This is a genomic window from Acetobacter aceti NBRC 14818 (genome assembly GCF_000193495.2).
Lineage (GTDB): Bacteria > Pseudomonadota > Alphaproteobacteria > Acetobacterales > Acetobacteraceae > Acetobacter > Acetobacter aceti.
In genome coordinates, this window is record NZ_AP023411.1 from 19,989 (window position 1) to 38,503 (window position 18,515).

Genomic DNA, 18,515 nt, shown 5'->3' on the forward strand with positions numbered 1-18,515 from the left:
AGACGGCCTCTCTCCCGGATTCAGGCGCAGGCTGCCTGCTCTTGCTCGGCCAGTATCTCGGCATGGAAGGCTTCCATCGCGCGCTGGCTTTCTTCAGGGTCGATCAGGTAGGCATGAAAGCCGGTGAGGACGGTAAAGCCCGCCGCTTCCAGCGCCTGTTGTACCTCGGTGATACCCCATAGGGCACTCGCATACTCGGCCTCTTCGCGCTGCTCGTCGGGGACATATTCCAGGCCGCATGATGCGGCTTCATAACGGGCGATCGCGTCGTCCTCGGGGTCATCATACACGCCATACCTGATGCTGAGATCGACGGTCATGGAACTGGTGGCCTTGGCCTGTTTCATCGCCTCTTCGAAGTAGTGGACATAATACATCCGGTCACGCAGCTCGTTTCGGGTCGCATAGGAATCTTCCGAGGTATCATCCAGCCGGTCGGACAGGCGGCTGTACCATGCCTGCGTGTCGGTGATGGCGCGATCAAGAACGTCTGCCGGATTGGGGCGAGGTGGCATCTTTTTGGAGCGGAACAGAAAGCCCATCAGACCGGAAAGAAGTGACATAGGTTTACCCTCCCATGTTCGGACGGGGAGGGGGGGACGATCCCCCCACGTTTTCCCGCCCGGTGGCTCTATTATATACACGATATAATAAGGGAGAGGCAAGAGAAAAATGCAGTTTTTCACACAGATAATGGCGGTTTCCCGCCAAAAATTACCCTTGCATCCGCCCCCTCAAAACCCCAGCCTTTCGTTCGACCTGCCAGCGGCAGGGCGAAAGGCAGCGCAGCGACGCCTTTCGTCCCGACACCTTCAGATCCGCCGGCAACGCAGCGCAGGTCTAGGGGTCATCTCAGGGGACCCGTCTGCACGGAGCGACCAAAGGGAGCGCAGGAAGATGGGGTGGATGATCCCCTAGACCGGAGCGAGGCTGCTGGCATCAGCGCAGCCCCCCTTTGGGGGGCGAGCATCGGGGGATATACCGGGCTTCCGATCGTTACCCGGATGGGCGGAGACAGACGGCGACCGTAGCGTAGCGTAGGGTGGTGGCTGGCTCCGGTGAGTTGGTCGGGAGACAGGTGCGCGCACCTGGCTCGCGGCCTTACGAACTAGAGCGGAAATCAAGCCCCCAAACGCAGATCGCACAAGCACCCAGCCTGTGCGGCATCAGTGCGAAAATTGGCCAATTCAGGATACACCAGAGGATACAGAACAGGACACGTTAGAGGCTACGATAGAGGATACGGCGGCCGGTAGGCCGCCCGGCTACTCTTAGCCCGCGAAGCGGGCTTCCGGTTCGGCGCGCGCGGAAATGGGGGCATATCGCCCCCGGAGTCAGATGTCTTTGCGTTCGCCCTCCCATGCCCTTAACGGCGAGTTGCCCTCCCTTCCGCAAAAGGGGCAGGTGGCCGGGTCGGGTGCGGGGTCGATGCCTTCATAAGTCCAGCCATTGCCACATGACAGGCAATCATAATCGGCCCCGGCAAGTCTGCTCTGGTGCGAGAGGGCTTTGACGGCCGAGGCGATATTGTCGAACATCTGATAGCCGACATCCTGCGGTGTCCCGACGTGTGAGCGGACAAGGGCGGCGGCTTCGTCGAAACTCAAGGGGCGCTCGGTGGGAATGGTCTGCGCAATTTCGAATGCTTCGCTCATAGGGGACGTTCCATCCTGAAGGGCAAGGGGCACGCCTCGGGTGAGGCGTGCCGGATGACGGGATCAGGCGGCGTCCTGCATGAATGCTCCGCCTCCTTTCAGCCGGGCCATTTCCTCGTTGAGACGCCACAGGGCGCGGTTGATCTTCACGTCCGCATCAATAGCTTTGACTTCGCGGGTGGACACGCGACGGCGGCGGCCGTTGGCATCGCGCCCCCATGCCCGGAGACCGCCCCGGATGACGTTTTCCTGCACCACGTTTCCGACGGTCCACAGATCGGAACCGAGATCATCACGGCGGCGCGGGGCCAGAAGCTGGCGCGGCTCGATCGGGGTTTCGGCTTCCTCCCCGAAGCGGATTTCATGGGCCGCCCCGGCAAGGATCATCTGTTCGTCATGGTTCAGGGTGACACCGGACCAAGCGTCTGCGGCTTCAACCGCGCGGCAGCTCTCGGACAGCACCTTGAAGCTGCCCTCGATGACCTGCGCCATCACGTCGCCCTTGTGGTGGACGGACACGGAAGCAAGCTCCCGATCCGACACCATCAGCCCGTTAAGGCAGACCAGACGCATCAGCCCGGCCATGACCTTATAGGCGCTCGTGCCGTCATGGCTGTTGACCAGCACGACTTCCGGATAGATGCCGCCGACCTTGCGGACGGTCCCGGCTTCGCCCTTGTGACGGAAGCGAATCAGGTGCTTGGTAAAATCCGCCTTGCCCGGCACGCGCGAACCGCCCTGCTTGGCATAGACCGGCTCGAAGCCTTCCTTCCGCATTCCCGCGAGCACTTCATAAGTGGGGATGTAGGCATATCGGTCGCTGCGGCTCTCGTGCTTGTCTTCCGCAAAGATGGACTTCGCCAGATGGCGCAGGGCTTCGTCGGACAGCGGATCGCGGCCGAGATTGCGGGAAAAGCGAGAAGAAACGAAATGATTCATGGGTTTACCCTCCCGTGGCCCCGGTGATGGGGGAGACCGTCTCCCTCCTTTTCGTCCGGTGCCCTTATTATATACGCGATATAATAAGGGTCTGACAAGAGAAAAATGCAAAATTTCTCCGAAAAAATTCCCGTTCAGCACGAAAAAAACGCTTGCCAAAAACCGGATCAAACCCCCAGCCTTTCGTTCGACCTGCCAGCGGCAGGGCGAAAGGCAGCGCAGCGACGCCTTTCGTCCCGACACCTTCAGATCCGCCGGCAACGCAGCGCAGGTCTAGGGGTCATCTCAGGGGACCCGTCTGCACGGAGCGACCAAAGGGAGCGCAGGAAGATGGGGTGGATGATCCCCTAGACCGGAGCGAGGCTGCTGGCATCAGCGCAGCCCCCCTTTGGGGGGCGAGCATCGGGGGGATATACCGGGCTTCCGATCGTTACCCGGATGGGCGGAGACAGACGGCGACCGTAGCGTAGCGTAGGGTGGTGGCTGGCTCCGGTGAGTTGGTCGGGAGACAGGTGCGCGCACCTGGCTCGCGGCCTTACGAACTAGAGCGGAAATCAAGCCCCCGAAAGATAGCTCTCCCACATTCCGATGACCGAAAGAATTTCACGGCAATCACAAAAAGAGAAAAATCTTGTCTGACACTCAACTGATTTCACCATGTCGAGCTTTTGTATCGTTCAAGGACCGACTGGATGAAAGCCTGACGGAAGTCGATGATCCGTATGAACGCTTCTACGAACGCAGGGCGATTTTTCCGAAGAAATTTCTACGCGACGCGCTTCCCTTTTCCGATGCGTTTTACAGCTATGATGACATGGTTCCAGAGACTATCGACCCGACGCTTGTCATCTCGGGGCAGTATCGGGACCGACCGGATCAGGGGAGAGATTACGATCACGAGATCATGGAATGGTCTGATGGTATTGTGAGCGATAACGACAAATATTGCTCAGAGGCACCGAGATATGCCCGTATCGGAACGATGCCGCTTTACGTGGCTCTGGAAGGCAAGAACCGGGTGACTTTGTTCAAGCGTCATCAGCGCCCGATGCGGGCCTTTATCACGCCGGTAGCCTTTCCGGCTCCGTCGGATCTGACGATCGTGCGGTTTTCCCCGTTCGGCGCTTACGGATTGGCTTATCAGGATGAACCAGCCAGAATCATTCCCTATCCTGAAGTCGCCCTGCCCCTTCTGACGGCTTATGGCGTTACCAGCCAAGAGAAAAGCTGGTCGCTGCGGGCTGCTGGATACGCCCGCACAGCACAGAACGAAATCAGAAAATCTCGCATGGCACCATAGAAAACCAGCTACTGCCGCGCCCCAATAGCAAGGACTTGGAAATACCCGATGAAGACTTCTGGACTGGATGTGTTTGATGGCGTCAAGGCGGCACAAGATCCTCGGATACAGGAGGAACTTCTGAACATGGCATGGGCAGATGGCGACGCAGCGGCGTTTGCTCATGCTCTTTCGGTCATAGCGCGCGCGCAGGGAGCGGACGATATTGCGAAGGAAGCCCTGTCTGAAAAAGGCGATCTCGACCTGACCGGCCTGTTCCGCATCATGTCGGCGCTCGGCATAAAGGTGACGTTTCATGCGGCGGACTGATGCGGCACACGCCGAAGGGATGGCGGCCTGTCGGGCCGCCACAGAGCAGTCAGCCCCCGCGAGGGGGCTTCAGTTTCAAGTGTCCGCTTAGACGTTCACTTGCCTTTGACTTTTTCGACGCTCTTCAGGCCGAAAGCGGAAATCCGGTCCATAACCTCGCCGCATTCTGCGCAATGAACAGTAAACTTTTCACTCCACCCCCCATGCTCCGGTCCCGTTTGAATTGTTATTCTATTCACTGTGCCGCATTTTTCACATTTCTCTTTGTAAGATTCTTCACCAATATTACACATATTTTTGGTATTCCTTTTTCATGTCCGTTTCGAGATACGCAATGCCTGTGCATCGCGCATTGAGCGGAACGCCAGAACGATCTGTTTGCTGAAAGCGGGACTGAACTGGCCGCGCGCGGTTCGGTCTTCCAGCGTGTAGGACGTTTCGAGGATGTCGTAATTCACTTCATCCACCATCACCCACAGGGGCATATCCGTATCCAGCTTCGCCCTGCGGGCCTCGGTTTCCGGAATCAGCACGGCCTGACGATCAGCAGCAGGCTCTTTGCTCGTGATCGGCAGGATGAAGAGGTGATGCTTGCCGTCCCGGTCAATGGCAACGACCACCACGCAGCTCGGCCGCTTTTTTCGGCCTTCCGTCTCACCTCGTAAATCCTGCCATTTCCAGAGATAGTGATAGTCGATGACCTGGCCGACACGCGGGAAGTCATCAGCCATTCAGATAGTCCTCAATCCCCTGATCGCACAGGACGGCAACGTCTTCAGGCATATCGTTGACGGCATAAGCCTTCTGACTGCCCGTATCCCTGCTGGTCAGCGTCTCGTATCGCTCCATCGACATGACAACGAACCGGGGCTTGCGATGCTTGGTGATGGCGACGGGGGCGACGGCTGCGGCCTCGAAGAGATCGCCGGTATTACGGGTCAGGTCGCCCGCTGCAAACTGCTTCACTGGCTTTATCCTCCCACGGGGGCAATATCAAGAATATACAGAAATTCTGAATATTCCGCAAATTAAATCGCTGAGGATAGCAGAGGCATGGCGGCCTACAGGGCCGCCAAATGATACACAGCCCCCGTCAGGGGGCTTCCGTTTATCGTGGCTATCCCGAGGGGAGAAGAGACTATGCCACAGAGGGCGCAACCATCCGCTCTTCTGTGCTCACCTAGCTGATTTTTTCGCGACCAGCAGCGCAGCCACAGGTCCGCCCCATGCCCCCAGCAGGCTGAGGACGGCGATTGCGGTCGAGAACCAGAGTGGCAAAGCCTCGGGCGAGGCATCGGCTCCCATCATCATCGGCAGACCCAGCACGCCGAACATGAATTGAAAGAAGACAACGGGCAGAGCGATGATTTTCACAGATCGAAAGCTGTGCGTGAACATCACAGACAGGCCCGCCATCATGACAGAAAAAAAGAGACCGGCCGTCAGGATGCCTATCCCATGAAGGGCCAGGAACCATTGCGGCAAGAGTTCCAGCCCACGGTCCCGCATCAGACAGAACATAATCACGACACCAGTCAGAAAACCGAAAGTCACGATCAGTTTCAGCGTGTCGATGGCATCAGCAATATGCCCAGCCAGACGGTCAACGCCATTTGGCGCAGTATTCTGCTCTGTTGTCATGTCCTAATTCCACCAGAACCTGTTTTGCCGTTACTACCATAAGCCCGGTCTTATGCGTAAGAAATTGCCGGTCGCTTATGGGAGCAGGAATTGATTTTGACTTACTCGTGCCGAAGTAACGCACTGTCTGCCTGATGTTCGGGTTTCTCACTTTCTGGTGCCTCGGAAAGAAGAGACAAAAGAGTATCGGGAACCGGTTCCTTCACCACAGCACCGAACCGGGCGCGCAGCGCGCGCTTCAGCCACGACGCCAGAAAATTTTCATCTGAATACTTGTGCATATCCGATCCTTCCCACTGCATTTTAATCGGATCGCTCACGACAGGAAGATTCTGGCGTCGTAGAGCACTCCACAATGTTGCGAACCCGGCATCATCAGCCGGAGCGGGTGGCCGGGGCGCAGTGCCCCGGCCGGTTGTTGTCATGCGGTCGCTGCGCCGGGTGTGCGGAGAAAGGCCGGAAGCCATCCGCTTTCCGCTGCGGCCTTGGCCGCGTCGGTGGCGAGGGCATCCCGTTTTGCCTTCTGCCAGTCGCCGGGGTTTGCTCCTGCCTCGGTGATGTAGTCGGCAATGGTGGATTTCGTCAGCGAACGGAAGAAGTTGTCCGCATCGGGCTTCCACCATTCGCGCATGTCGAAGCCGATTGAGGCTGCGATGTCACGCGACGAGCCGCGCTGCCTGTCCACGGACCAGTCCTCCTTTCCGGCATTCACGAAGGGCAGGGCGCAGGCGGCAAGAATTTCGACCAGTTCGCTTTCGGTACGGCCCAGAAGCCACGGCCACAGCCGATCATCCTGCGGGATGCGCAGAGGGTTGAGGCGTTCCAGCCGATATTCGGCAACCGCGCACATGGCCGGGTTGGATGCCTTGTCGTGCGGCGTTTCGGGCGTCTCGAAGCGGGGAGACATCGCGCCGTGGTGCTGCATCAGAAGCGCATGGACCAGAACCCGCAGGACCATCACACTGTCCCGCGCAAGCGTCGCCTGTAGGGCGGCTGTCCGCTCGCGATAGAGCGTTTCCATCAGACCGTTGGGAATGGTGGGCACGGCACTGTCATTCTCGGCTGTGCTGGCGCTGGCGGCGTCCTTCTTCTTCGCGCCGGGTTTGACCACGCCCACATAGGTCGTGCCGATCTCCGCCCCCTCGGTCATGATGAAGACCCCGGCCTGTTCCTTCTGCTCGGCGCTCCACAGGTGAGCCGCATTCTGCAATGCCTCAAGCTCGGCGGTCAGGGCGTCGTATTCTTCGTTTTCCTCGTCGGTCAGGCCCTGGGACTGCTCGTTTTCCTCGATCTCGGTCAGCCGGTCGGCAATCGCCTCGATGCGTGCGGCATCCTCGGCGGTTGGCTCGGCCTGTTTTGGCGACAAACGAGGGGTGGAATAGAACCAGCTTGGCCGGTCCGTGATGCGTTCAACCCATGACCAGCCTTCGGCCCTGAACCCGGCTTCGACTTCGCCCAGCTTCTTTTCGGCCAGTTCGTGCAGAAGCGGGGTATCGGTCAGGAAACCGTTCTCTCCGAACAGGTCCTGCACCACGGTCCCGCCCGCAGCGCGGTAGGTATCCAGTCCGACGAAGGAGACGATGCGGCTGCTTTCGGGAACGGCCCCCTGCATGAGCCGGTTCTTGATGGAGTGCGGGGCAACCTGAAAGTGCGTATCCAGCACCCATTGCAGCACACTGTCCTGCGCCTCGTGATCGTCCGCCACGGTGAAGGCCGAAACCTGTTCGAGCGTGAGCTGATCCTGTCGGAAGGCGCTCATGACAGCAGGAGAGACGGACGCCAGCTTCAGGCGCTTCGCGACGATTGAAGCGGAGACGCCAAAACGCTGCGCGATCTGCTCGACGGAGCGTCCCAATTCGACCTGTCGGGCGAACGCCTCAAACTGGTCGGCCGGGTGCATCGCATGACGCTGCACGTTCTCGGCAAGGCTGATTTCCTCGGCTTCCTCGGGTGTCACGATCCGGCAGAGAACGGACTTGTCCTCGGTCCAGTCGCCGCGTTCGACCAGCAGGGACATGGCGAGAAAGCGTCGGCCGCCCGCGACAACGCCGAAGCGGTCACCATCCGGCACGACGACAAGGCTCTGGATCAGGCCAACAGCTTTCAGGTTGTCGGCCAGTTCTTCGATAGCGATGGCGGGCACCGTGCGCCGGACATTCAGGGGCGAACGGAACAGCTTGCTGAAGGGGATGCGTGTCCCGTCTGTATCGTTGGCGGGCGTCGTGATTGGCGTCGGCGTCTTGCTCGTAGTCTTTCTGGCGGGCTTCGTGGTGGCTTTCTTGGGCTCACTGCGGAGTGTTGCAGACATAGGGTTTACCCTCCCTGCACCGGGCGGAGAGGAAGGACCATCCCCCCACGTTTTCCCGCCCGGTGTTCTTATTATATACACGATATAATAAGGGAGAGGCAAGAGAAAAATGCAGTTTTTCACACAGATAATGGCGGTTTCCCGCCAAAAATTACCCTTGCATCCGCCCCCTCAAAACCCCAGCCTTTCGTTCGACCTGCCAGCGGCAGGGCGAAAGGCAGCGCAGCGACGCCTTTCGTCCCGACACCTTCAGATCCGCCAGCAACGCAGCGCAGGTCTAGCACTACAGTTGTTTTTTTAGATGAGAGGCATAAGCTACCGCTTGGTGAGTTCTTCGAAAGCGTGACCAGTGGAGAATATGGTCGAGGGAAATCTGCTGCTGCGTTAATCTGACGATAAGACGCCGGATTTCCTGAATGGACCACCGGATCAGGCCTGGTAAGCGTTCGATAGTCTTTTTTTGGGAGGTCTGGCATTTGCTTCTGCCCTTACACCGGCCATCAGAGCATAGGCCAGCATGACGAGGGATACGTGACGATGCCAGCCATGCCAGGAACGGGTTTCATTGTGATCGAGGCCGAATTCGTTCTTGGCCGTTCTGAAACCTTCTTCGATCCGCCAACGCGTTCCCTCGACCTGAACGAGTTTTTCAAGCGTTGTTCCCGTAGGGCACCAGACAGTGAAATATGCGAGATCCCCATCAGTCGGATTTCGACGCACGAGCAGCCCCCGGATCCAGGCTCTGCCATCGCCTGCCGTATAGTCTGCTCCGTTGAGTTCGGCGAGCGGACACCATAGCCAGTCATACTGGCGCTCGCCTTTTGTTCCGTGTCCGGCCGACAGGGAGACCCAGGCTTGTTCCGGAGCATTCCGGGCGATGTCACGGGCTTCTCCTGCAACGGGTCTTTCTCCCAGGCCCCAGGAATTGAACCAGTGGTTTCCTGCCACGCCCAGGACATAGCCCTTTGCAGCATGCCGCAACCCCATCTCGATCTCTCCCACGCCATAAACACTGTCAGCAGCAACCCATTCAAAAGAAAGGCCCGCCCGAAGGCTGCGCTCGATCATCTGTCGGGCCAGAGAGGGTTTGGTCGCGAATGCTACGTCTGTCGGGACAGAGGCTGAAGACAGCCGTGCCGGATCCGAGGTCCAGGCTTTGGGAAGATACAGGGCACGATCCACAAAAGCATGACCCCGGGGGGAGACATAGGCTGCAAACACACCGATTTGACAGTTCGTGATCTTGCCTGCCGAACCTGTATACTGGCGTCCCACGCCGCAGGAAGCCTTGCCCTTCTTGAGGAAGCCGGTCTCATCAATCACAAGGACAGCATCCTCATCGCCCAGGGTTTCCTGAACATGATCGCGGACAATGTCACGCAGGCCGTCTGCGTTCCACTGCGTTCGGCCCAGTAAGGCCTGCTGACGCCAGGGACCTCCATCGCCAGCCGCTTCAGCACGTTGCCACCCTGTCTTGCGTGGCAGATTACCCAGAAGGGTTTCCAGATAATGCTCCGCCGAGACCGCAACCCGGGCCTGGCCAAACAGGGGACGCATCTTTTCCTTGACCGTTCGCAGTCCTGTAACCAGCAGCGACAGCGTCTCTTCAACAGATGCTCCGCCCGTCATCATGTTCCATTCCATGGAAATGCATGGAATCATACTTTATCTCGAAAAACAACTGTAGTGCTAGGGGTCATCTCAGGGGACCCGTCTGCACGGAGCGACCAAAGGGAGCGCAGGAAGATGGGGTGGATGATCCCCTAGACCGGAGCGAGGCTGCTGGCACCAGCGCAGCCCCCCTTGGGGGGGCGAGCACCGGGGGGACATACCGGGCTTCCGATCGTTACCCGGATGGGCGGAGACAGACGGCGACCGCAGCGCAGCGCAGGGCGGCGGCTGGCTCCGGTGAGTTGGCCGGGAGACAGGTGCAGCGCACCTGGCTCGCGGCCTTACGAACTAGAGCGGAGATCAAGCCCCCGAAAAAACCCGCACGCGCATCGCTGATCTTTGAGGGATAAATCCATTCGTCACGAAAGAATTTCATTGACGAATCAATGATACCCCATTTATCAGAAAGAAATCAGCGAGGAATCAGACCGATATGGCGAATATCTTTGAAGACCCCAAAAAGGCAGCCAGAAAGGCACAACTCTTTGAAGCTGGCATTCATGCGTTAGAGAATGACGGATGGCAGGTCGAGAAAATCCCCGGCTTCGGAAAAGGAAGCGTTCGGAAGATTACAAAAGGCAGCCAGGAACGAATCGTATCAATCAGGACGACGCAGGATCAATGGATTGCGTTTCCGAGGAATGATGCCGGTGATGCCTGGGTCACGTTGTCCGATGTGGATGCGATCGTGGCCGTTTCTGTAGATGACAAGGAAAATCCGCGCTTTGCGCAGGTGCATCTTATTGAAGGTGATGAAATGCGCGCGCGCTTCGACCGGGCATATCAGGCTCGGATCAAGGCCGGACATAGTGTACCGAAAAAGCGGAGAGGGATCTGGATTTCACTCTACGATGAAGAAGCCAGCAGCCCCGTTTCGCGTGTGGGAGCTGGTGCTGGAATAGCTCATAAGCCGATCGCGCGCATACCTCTGGCAGAACCTGGTCTTCCTGCCGAACAGGAAAAGAAGGAGGCCGGTCATGCCGGCACCGATTTGCGGCCACTTTCCATAAGCGATGCGAAGAAAAGTCTGTCGATGTTTCTCGGGGTGCCGGAAGAATCCATCGAGATCATCATACGATCCTAGAGACAAGCGTGTTGCAGTGAGGTCGCTCAATGGCATCGCGCGCCGACGCCGCGATGCGCTTCCGTGGAGCGAACCGCGATATTTAGGACACGCTAGAGGATACACTAAAGGGCACGTCACAGGATACGCACGGAGCGCGGTTTCCGTTTATGCTTGACTCCCGCCGTGTATCAGCTTAAAAGCCCACTTAATATGGCCGTCTCCGCTGTTGTGCTGCGCGCAAGCTCAGGACATCAAGGGACGGCCTTCTTTATTTTTAGGCACATGCGTCCGCCTTATACCAAGCCCCACCTCAGTTTTGCCGATCAAGTTGATCTCCTGATAAACCGGGGCTTGGGAGTGACAGACCGGACCAAGGCGATCCATCACCTTCAGCGCATTGGTTACGGGCGTCTGGCACCGTATTGGGAGCCTTTCGAACAGAACGGCCCCGATCCTCGCGATCCGTCCCGCATCATTCGCACCGACCAGTTCCGACCGGGTGCTGAGTTTCGCCACGCAGTCGATCTTTACCTGTTCGACAAGCAGCTCCGTCTTCTGTTCCTAGACGCAATCGAGCGGATTGAGGTGGCATTGCGCGTGGATCTGGCACACACGCTCGGAAAGCGCGATCCGTGGGCACATCTCTCGCCAGCTTTCCTCGACACGCGCCGAGCGAACACACCATTCCACGACGGCACACGCCACCAGAATTGGCTCGACAAGGCCAATCAGTCGATCCGACGTTCGAAGGAAAGCTGGGTAAAGCAGTTTTTCGACACCTACAGCTCGCCCCTGCCGATCTGGATGGCCGTTGAGACTTGGGATTTCGGCACGCTTTCTTGGCTTCTATTCATGGCGCACCCACGGGACCGCTTCGCGATCGCGTCACGATACGGTCTGCTTCCCGATACGCTGGTGAGCTGGATCAGGTGTCTTGCGTTCGTCCGCAACATCTGTGCCCATCATTCCCGCTTATGGAACTCGCCGATCATCAATCAGCCCAATGTTCCGAAAGAGCAGGAGGCACCCACAGTCGTTCATATCGGAACGGAAGTCGTGCGGCGAACTCGTGTTTATGGTGCGGCAGCCGTGGCAAGCTGTCTCGTCAAGGAGATCAGCGCCGGCACATCATGGAGCCGCCGGATGAAAGCGCATTGGATCGACTTCCCGACAATGCCTCTTGCAAGGGCCAGCCAGGGCGGCTTTACCGCGCCGTGGGACACGCTTGAGATCTGGACCTAGACCCTTCCATTCTTCTGTACTCGCGGCTGGTCCGGTGCTAGAATCTGGTTATGGGCAGGACCGTCATGAAATCCAGACAGTCGAAAAAATCCGCCGCCTTGCATAAGGTGGCCCAGCTCGCGTTGTTCCCGCTTACGGCACGTCTTCGGCGCATTCGACCGGAGCTGAATGAATGGCGCTTTTACGCGATGTCCGTTCAACCTGACCTGTTCGGCGGCGCGGCGCTCGTGCGGCAGTGGGGCCGGATCGGCACGACGGGATCGCAGTGTCTCGATCTTTATCCGGACGAAGGTACGGCCATCAATGCGCTGTCGAAAATGGTCCGTTATCGGCAGAAACGCGGCTATACGCTCGCCGTTGGTCAGGATTAACTCAGGGGCAGTGTGGTTCCTGCATGGCCCTGCGACAAACTCCATTCATTGAGCGAGCTGCACCATGCTGACACGAGGGTTTCACTCGTGTCAGCATCAGTTACCGCTTTCCACGCAGCATGAGTCGTTTGTTGAAATCTCAGGCTTGCGAGCGGGCTATCTTAAATCCGAAGCGCGGGAAGTGGACGACGACTGTCCCGGCATTCTCCTACTCGTTTTCTTATTCACTGGACGGTGATAATAATGCAATCAAGATAATGATTGCATTGTGATAGCATCTCGGTGCAATCATTCTTCTATCGAAGGAGGATGATCCTGTGCCAAGTCTGACAATCAGGAATTTAGACGACACTCTTATCAATGCTCTGAAGCGCAAGGCCGGGGCGTCGGCCCGATCCGTCGAAGCCGAACTGAGAATTGCGCTGAAGGCGTGGGCAGACCAGCCCGCCATGATGCAGGTCGAGGCAGTTTCACAACGCTTGCAGCAGGCGATTGCCCTCGCAGAAAACGGACGAGCAAGCGATTTCTCGACACGTCCACCATATAGCGCCGCGCGCCTGGCTGACGCGATCGGAGAAGATCACGTCACGCCTGTTGCACAATGGATTGAGGGGATAGCTGAGCCCAGCCTTTCCCAACTCAAGACCATTGCCGCTTACTGCTCGGTATCGGCAGACTGGCTGGCTTATGGCGAGGGCACCCCATATCTTTGCGAGTATGACCGAATTCCAGAGAATGCCGGTCAAGGGGTCCTGTGGCTGCTCGATGCAGACCCCAAAACCCTGAAAACACACCTTCAGGGGCTACGGTTCATCCGATGCGCCGGCGAACGCGGTGGATTGCTCCTGGTGAAACAGTGGGCCGACAAGGATCTGGTTATCCGCACGCCTTACGTTGTATCCGAGGACACGGGCGGGGGCGGTCGGAGTTCCCTGCGTAATCTTACTCAGGTCTGGCACCTGCTTTATCAGGTCTACAGCGAGTGCGATCTGGCCCCGGATCTCGCAATCACGAGCCACATCGCAAGCGAGCGCACCTACCGCCAGCTTCAGGACGGTTGGCACAACCCGTCAGCACTGCTTCACGACCTGCCCTCCCAGCCGTGGTGGGAAGACATTTGGGATTCCAATGAGTTCGCACGGAGCAATTACTGGCCGGGATGGAAAAAGCTCTGCACGGATCTGTACGAAGAAATTTCTGACAGTAAGAGCGCATCGAACATTCGGGAGTCGATCGAAAGCGGTGAGCATCCGCTTTTGAAAGAAATCGAGAACGCAGCCCTTCTAGGGAAGCTCGATACGTGAAACAGTTCGCCTGTTACTTCAGACCAAATACATCTGTTGTGCAAAATCTATATGATCTCAGGCCCGCGCATATTGGATGGTGGCAAGTTTTTTTCGTTTGTCCGCAAATGAATAATAATAAAATCTGTTTCCATCACCTGCACCGAAACGATAACGTCGGATCAGAATCATCAAGCAGACAAACAAGCCTTGCGTCACACGCAATATGCTGAACAACGTAGCAGGGAAGAGAGGGATCGGACGAATGAGCAAACGCAAATCACCGCCTGAACAGAGTGAGCTTGTGCTTTCTCCGACAACCGCGCGCGTCATCCAGCTCTCGGCCGAAATCCAGGCAACACCGCCTGACGACATTGAGTTCATGCACACGGTCCTCTGCCAAGTCGGGCTCCCCCGCAAAAGGACGAAGGAAACGCGCTTCGAGCGAAACAATGGCAAGGCGTCCCTGCTCATTACAGCCGGCGAAATGTACAACGACGGTCATTGGGAAAAGCTCTTCGTTCCTTATGGGACAAAGCCGCGCCTGGCCCTCTTCCATATCAGTACCGAAGCCATCCGGACCAAATCGCGCACTGTCGCGGTCGGCCGGACCATCAGCGAATTCATGAAACGGCTGAACATCAGCCAAAACGGCCCATCCCGTGAGGCATTCAGGGCACAGATGAACGCCTTGTGCGCCTGTGAAATGAAGCTCGGTTACGGGTCGCGCAATCTGAACGCCCGACCGGTAGACGAATTCGATGCGTGGACCAAAAACCTCGCTAAAGACAGCACAATCGAACTGTCCGAGAAATTCTGGCACGAGTTAAAAGAAAACGCCGTCCCCCTTGATCCTCGTGCGCTTGAGGGCTTGCAGCATTCCGCACTGGCACTCGACATCTATACGTGGCTTGCCCATCGGCTTCATCGCGTGCGGGGATCTGGCGAACGGCTCACCTGGTCCAACCTTCGGCTACAGTTTGGGCAGGAATATACGGACGACAAGAATTTCAAGAAGGCATTCCTGATAGCCTTGCGACAGGTTTCGGCTGTTTATCCGGATGCGAAGCTAGAACAGGTTCGAACGGGTCTGAGGCTGATCGCATCGCCGCCCCCTGTCCCGCGACAGACCGTTGTCTCTTTTCAAAAAGTAATTGGGTCAGAGGCTTAACTCAAAAATTCGGGTATAATGGGCGGTGCAATCACCACCCTTTGGACAGCGTGTCTCCCGGTTTATCACGGTGCAATCACCACCCTTTTGGGAGCGATTCCGACATCCTCGGTGCGGTGCAATCGCCACCCCTTTGCGTCCGATTCGCCCTCAGAAACAGACGGTGCAATCGCCACCCTTTTTCCAAGCGGATCTCCGCAGGAAAGACGGTGCAATCACCACCCCTTTTATCCGCCTCACAGCCACCAAAAACACGGTGCAATCGCCACCCTTTTTGGAGAAAGGCTCGCCTCTGTGGATAAAAAAGTTATCCCGGTGCAATCGCCACCCGGATGCGGTGCAATCACCACCCCAAAAGACGGTGCAATCGCCACCCGTAAGGACGGTGCAATCACCACCCCCCTAAAACCGGTATGATTCCCGATAAATAAACCGATAGGTTTTTCCGGTAGTTGCCTGCGGTTTTCCGGTGGATTTGTGGACAGTCGCCCAAGGGCGAACGCTCGAAGCGTGTGGACAGCTCTTCGACCTGCCCACACGCTCCGGCTCTGACCACAAGTCCACCGGACAACTTCAATAAGATTTTTTTTGATAGATTTAAGGGGAGGGCGCCGCTCGCCTTCGGCGCGGCGCTATGCGCAGACCTGGGAGGAAACGAAGAATGGGTTTTCTGAGAGACATCCTGATTATCAGGGAGCGAAAACGACTGCGACGCGAGAAAGCCGCTGTCGCTAAGCGATTAGCTGTCTCCCCGATGTTCAAGAACACATTCGCGGCTGATCGGGTGCTCGCTGATCGTATGCGATCGAACGGGGTTCCGCGGTGGAAACGAGCCCTCATGATCTTCTTACTCAGATAGTGCCCAGGAAGCAGCACATGGTCATATCCGGCCTATAAGCCGTTCTGATGCGAGTCTGTTTTTTCGCGGGATACTCTCCCCCTAGGCAGGGTCATCGTCTGGACAGTGAGGCCACCAAGACGATCGTCTCCGTCTAGAGGGTTATCGACATGACACCCGAGGATATTAGCCGCGAACCGACGGACTATGACCGCGCCGGCATGGGCTGGTGAAATAATCTGGGTGAGGCCACGCGGCATTTTTGGACGAACTCGCTGGCAATACCGTTCGGACTGTTGACACCAGGCAGACATTCAAACGTGAAACCGGTTGGGAAACAGCAGCGGTGAGGGCGGGCCGGTACGACAATGCCGTTCTCCTCCTAAAAATAGTGTCTCATAAGACGATCGTTAAACGGACACTTTCAAAAGACGTGACAGCGGAACGAAAACCCTACACAAAGTTCGTCTCATAAGGGTGGTACGGTAATAATCTCAATAGAGGGGGGCTTTACGTTACATGATGCTGATCGGTTACGCCCGTTGCTCACGGGACACACAGGATCTGGCCGCGCAACGCGCTGCCCTCGCTACTCTCGGGGTGGATGAAGATCGCATCTATGTCGATTTTGGATATTCTGGCACGAAGCGGGAGCGGCCGGGTCTTGACCAGGCACTGGCTGCGGTAAGGCGGGGTGACACGCTTGTCGTGCCGAAGCTTGATCGCCTCGCCCGATCTGTTCCCGATGCGCGAAGCATTGCCGAAATGCTGACCTCCAAAGGGGCGAAGCTGGCAATCGGCTCGAACGTCTATGATCCGACTGACCCAATGGGCAAGATGTTCTTTAACGTCTTGGCAACATTTGCCGAGTTTGAAGTCGATTTGGTGCGACAGCGAACACGCGAAGGCATGTTAATTGCCAAACAAAAAGGTAAACTAAAAGGCAAAAAGCCAAAACTTAGCGTAAGGCAACAGCAAGAATTACGCAGAATGCACGAAACTGGTGAGTATTCTATCAGTGATTTAGCTGATGTATTCTCTATTTCTCGCCCAACAGTATACAGAACCATCAAACGAAACGTGGAATAATCGTTTATAACGACTTTTTCCGTATTTATAATAACCGTACGAATATACAAAGTGATACAAATTTATTTTGAGTATGAACGGCATTTCAGCACCATTTTTGCCACGAAAAAAAAGTGAAAATCCCACATAACAAATATCGTCGTTCACGCCTGATCGTTTTCTTTACATTTGTCACAATTCCGTGATGTTCGACAGAAGTCGAACGTAATTTGTTCTGAATTCCCACGGATTACCGCTGTTCGAGATCATTTCATCAGCCTGAACGACTTCTCGGACCAAGGCTTTTTTTGTTGCGGCTCGTGAGAAAAATTCGATATTTCTACAAGGCAAGATATTTCGATGCGGTCAGATCGCTGACGATCGGGTGTCTCAAACGAGAGGTTTCGTCCTTGCCATGCGAAATTCTTCGGCCTTGCCAAAACTTAACGCCCCGGTTTGTTTTCCTGCTGGGCCTCTCCGCGTTCAGGAGAAGGCTATTGTAGGAAGGGGGATTGTCACTTGCTGGAACCGTTCGAGCTGGCAGACATCAAGGCCGGACTTCGGGACGGCGGGAAAATTTTGGGCGTTTTCATCGTCGCACGACCGGACAGCGATGAAGGACCGGTCTTCGTGGTCTATTTCCGAACGGACTGGACACAAAGCCGCACGTTCAGGATTCTTTCCAGGTTCCGAACCGAAGGCGTACGAACGTACAAGAATCTCGGCAGTCTCTATAAGACCATCCGCAGCATCGGCTACGACGGACGGATCACGATTTATCCGTCTGGCGACAACGCGCTTCATACGTTCGTGGGCGTCCTTCCTGAAGATCTCGGCGACCATCCCGCAGATATGGTCACGTCGGAAGGCGACAAAGAGTAATCTAAAAACCGCACACTTTGCTGCTGCCGCGTTATTATTACCGCTCGCAGCGGGCGAAGTGTGCGCGCAGCCTTTGGCAATAAAGGATTTCGGGCAGCTCGCGCTGAAATGCGGTCCGAATGTCGCGCCTATTACTTTGGCCTCGATCGCGCAGACTGAATCAGGGTTTGATCCATTTCTGGTTCACGACAACAACACGAAAAAAGCGTTCAATCTGGAAACAGATGCCGAAGCTGCGGAGCTGGCAAGCCGACTGATCTCGATCGGCCATTCGGTCGATCTTGGGCTTATGCAGATCAATTCGCATAACCTGCCCGCTCTTGGATTACGGGTTCAGGATGCGTTTGACCCCTGTGTTTCGATAGGTGCGGCGTCGATTATCCTATCCGATACCTATGTTGGCGGTGAGAGCCACGAGGCGCAGCAGAAGGCGCTTCGGGTAACAATCTCCCGATACAATACCGGAGATGCACAGCGCGGCTTTACGAATGGCTATGTGGGCAAGGTGGAAGCATCTGCCCGCAAGGTTGTTCCTGCGCTCGATGTAGGCATGGGTCAGAGCGGCGTGCCGGCCGCTCCCCAGCCGCAACAGGTTGCTGTTCCTACTGATCCAAACGCCCCCCCGGTGTGGGACGTGTGGGGCAGCTTCGAATACAGCACAGCGTCTGACACCAAGAAAAAAGGAAATGATCCTCGGGCTTCAGATGCGGTGTTGTTTGTCCAGGCTAGGGATGGTTCGGCCGTTTTTCCTCAACTGAGCAAGGAATAAGA

Annotated in this window: 19 protein-coding genes and 1 pseudogene; 11 read left to right on the forward strand and 9 right to left on the reverse strand. The window is 56.7% G+C overall.

The features are described 5' to 3' along the window. Positions 1-20: 20 nt before the first annotated feature. The 3 genes from EMQ_RS16555 to EMQ_RS16565 all read right to left on the reverse strand — a co-directional run bounded on the left by EMQ_RS16555 (position 21) and on the right by EMQ_RS16565 (position 2,594). Positions 21-563, reverse strand: a complete 543-nt coding sequence (locus EMQ_RS16555; protein ID WP_007284688.1) for a hypothetical protein — start codon at positions 561-563, stop codon at positions 21-23. A 771-nt stretch (positions 564-1,334) separates the two neighbouring features. Beyond that, complete coding sequence (locus tag EMQ_RS16560) at positions 1,335-1,655, reverse strand: hypothetical protein (protein WP_010667381.1); 321 nt, start codon at positions 1,653-1,655, stop codon at positions 1,335-1,337. Between the two features lie 63 nt (positions 1,656-1,718). Then, entirely contained in the window at positions 1,719-2,594 is an 876-nt protein-coding gene (locus tag EMQ_RS16565; RefSeq protein WP_007284719.1) for a DUF932 domain-containing protein, read from the reverse strand. A gap of 631 nt (positions 2,595-3,225) precedes the next feature. On the opposite strand from EMQ_RS16565, the gene EMQ_RS16570 reads away from it, so the two are divergent. Together EMQ_RS16570 and EMQ_RS16575 are read left to right on the forward strand one after the other, a co-directional pair. Further along, positions 3,226-3,894: a hypothetical protein gene (locus tag EMQ_RS16570; protein WP_010667337.1), complete on the forward strand. Its 669-nt coding sequence runs from the start codon at positions 3,226-3,228 to the stop codon at positions 3,892-3,894. A gap of 48 nt (positions 3,895-3,942) precedes the next feature. Further along, positions 3,943-4,203 carry a helix-turn-helix domain-containing transcriptional regulator gene (locus tag EMQ_RS16575; protein WP_007284654.1) on the forward strand — a complete coding sequence of 87 codons (261 nt, stop codon included), beginning with the start codon at positions 3,943-3,945 and terminating at the stop codon, positions 4,201-4,203. A gap of 311 nt (positions 4,204-4,514) precedes the next feature. Here the strand turns inward: EMQ_RS16575 and EMQ_RS16580 are convergent, their stop codons facing one another. From EMQ_RS16580 to EMQ_RS16605, 6 genes and pseudogenes are all read right to left on the reverse strand, one after another. Beyond that, the gene (locus EMQ_RS16580) at positions 4,515-4,934 is read right to left on the reverse strand and encodes a hypothetical protein (RefSeq protein ID WP_007284653.1); all 420 of its coding nucleotides are present in this window, start codon (positions 4,932-4,934) and stop codon (positions 4,515-4,517) included. Then, a complete protein-coding gene (locus EMQ_RS16585) occupies positions 4,927-5,169 on the reverse strand; it encodes a type II toxin-antitoxin system Phd/YefM family antitoxin (RefSeq protein ID WP_007284652.1) in 243 nt (80 codons plus the stop codon). The genes EMQ_RS16580 and EMQ_RS16585 overlap by 8 nt, the downstream gene beginning before the upstream one ends. 210 nt (positions 5,170-5,379) lie before the next feature. Beyond that, positions 5,380-5,844, reverse strand: a complete 465-nt coding sequence (locus EMQ_RS16590) for a hypothetical protein (RefSeq protein ID WP_010667336.1) — start codon at positions 5,842-5,844, stop codon at positions 5,380-5,382. A gap of 101 nt (positions 5,845-5,945) precedes the next feature. Further along, positions 5,946-6,269: a NepR family anti-sigma factor gene (locus tag EMQ_RS16595; RefSeq protein ID WP_231367883.1), complete on the reverse strand. Its 324-nt coding sequence runs from the start codon at positions 6,267-6,269 to the stop codon at positions 5,946-5,948. Then, positions 6,266-8,152, reverse strand: a complete 1,887-nt coding sequence (locus tag EMQ_RS16600) for a ParB/RepB/Spo0J family partition protein (RefSeq protein WP_010667334.1) — start codon at positions 8,150-8,152, stop codon at positions 6,266-6,268. The genes EMQ_RS16595 and EMQ_RS16600 overlap by 4 nt, the downstream gene beginning before the upstream one ends. Before the next feature lie 450 nt (positions 8,153-8,602). After that, positions 8,603-9,796 (reverse strand): annotated as a pseudogene (locus tag EMQ_RS16605) (IS701 family transposase); the annotation flags it as partial. Positions 9,797-9,903: 107 nt separating this feature from the next. Here EMQ_RS16605 and EMQ_RS16610 point away from each other — a divergent pair. The 9 genes from EMQ_RS16610 (at position 9,904) to EMQ_RS16650 (ending at position 18,513) form a co-directional block, all read left to right on the forward strand. After that, complete coding sequence (locus tag EMQ_RS16610) at positions 9,904-10,173, forward strand: hypothetical protein (protein WP_018307575.1); 270 nt, start codon at positions 9,904-9,906, stop codon at positions 10,171-10,173. Between the two features lie 83 nt (positions 10,174-10,256). Then, on the forward strand, positions 10,257-10,907 hold the full coding sequence (locus EMQ_RS16615; protein WP_010666725.1) for a hypothetical protein: 651 nt from the start codon (positions 10,257-10,259) through the stop codon (positions 10,905-10,907). 339 nt (positions 10,908-11,246) lie between these two features. Continuing rightward, positions 11,247-12,131, forward strand: coding sequence for an Abi family protein (locus EMQ_RS16620; RefSeq protein WP_007284619.1), 885 nt, complete (start codon positions 11,247-11,249; stop codon positions 12,129-12,131). Positions 12,132-12,196: 65 nt separating this feature from the next. Then, positions 12,197-12,502: a WGR domain-containing protein gene (locus EMQ_RS16625; RefSeq protein WP_010666723.1), complete on the forward strand. Its 306-nt coding sequence runs from the start codon at positions 12,197-12,199 to the stop codon at positions 12,500-12,502. A gap of 317 nt (positions 12,503-12,819) precedes the next feature. After that, on the forward strand, positions 12,820-13,806 hold the full coding sequence (locus tag EMQ_RS16630; protein WP_018307576.1) for a FitA-like ribbon-helix-helix domain-containing protein: 987 nt from the start codon (positions 12,820-12,822) through the stop codon (positions 13,804-13,806). Positions 13,807-14,050: 244 nt separating this feature from the next. Beyond that, on the forward strand, positions 14,051-14,956 hold the full coding sequence (locus EMQ_RS16635) for a replication protein RepA (RefSeq protein WP_007284615.1): 906 nt from the start codon (positions 14,051-14,053) through the stop codon (positions 14,954-14,956). Positions 14,957-16,313: 1,357 nt separating this feature from the next. Next, a complete protein-coding gene (locus EMQ_RS16640) occupies positions 16,314-16,883 on the forward strand; it encodes a recombinase family protein (RefSeq protein ID WP_007284612.1) in 570 nt (189 codons plus the stop codon). A 498-nt stretch (positions 16,884-17,381) separates the two neighbouring features. Beyond that, positions 17,382-17,744, forward strand: a complete 363-nt coding sequence (locus EMQ_RS16645) for a hypothetical protein (protein WP_010665813.1) — start codon at positions 17,382-17,384, stop codon at positions 17,742-17,744. Between the two features lie 73 nt (positions 17,745-17,817). Further along, positions 17,818-18,513, forward strand: a complete 696-nt coding sequence (locus EMQ_RS16650; protein ID WP_010665814.1) for a lytic transglycosylase domain-containing protein — start codon at positions 17,818-17,820, stop codon at positions 18,511-18,513. Positions 18,514-18,515: the final 2 nt, after the last annotated feature.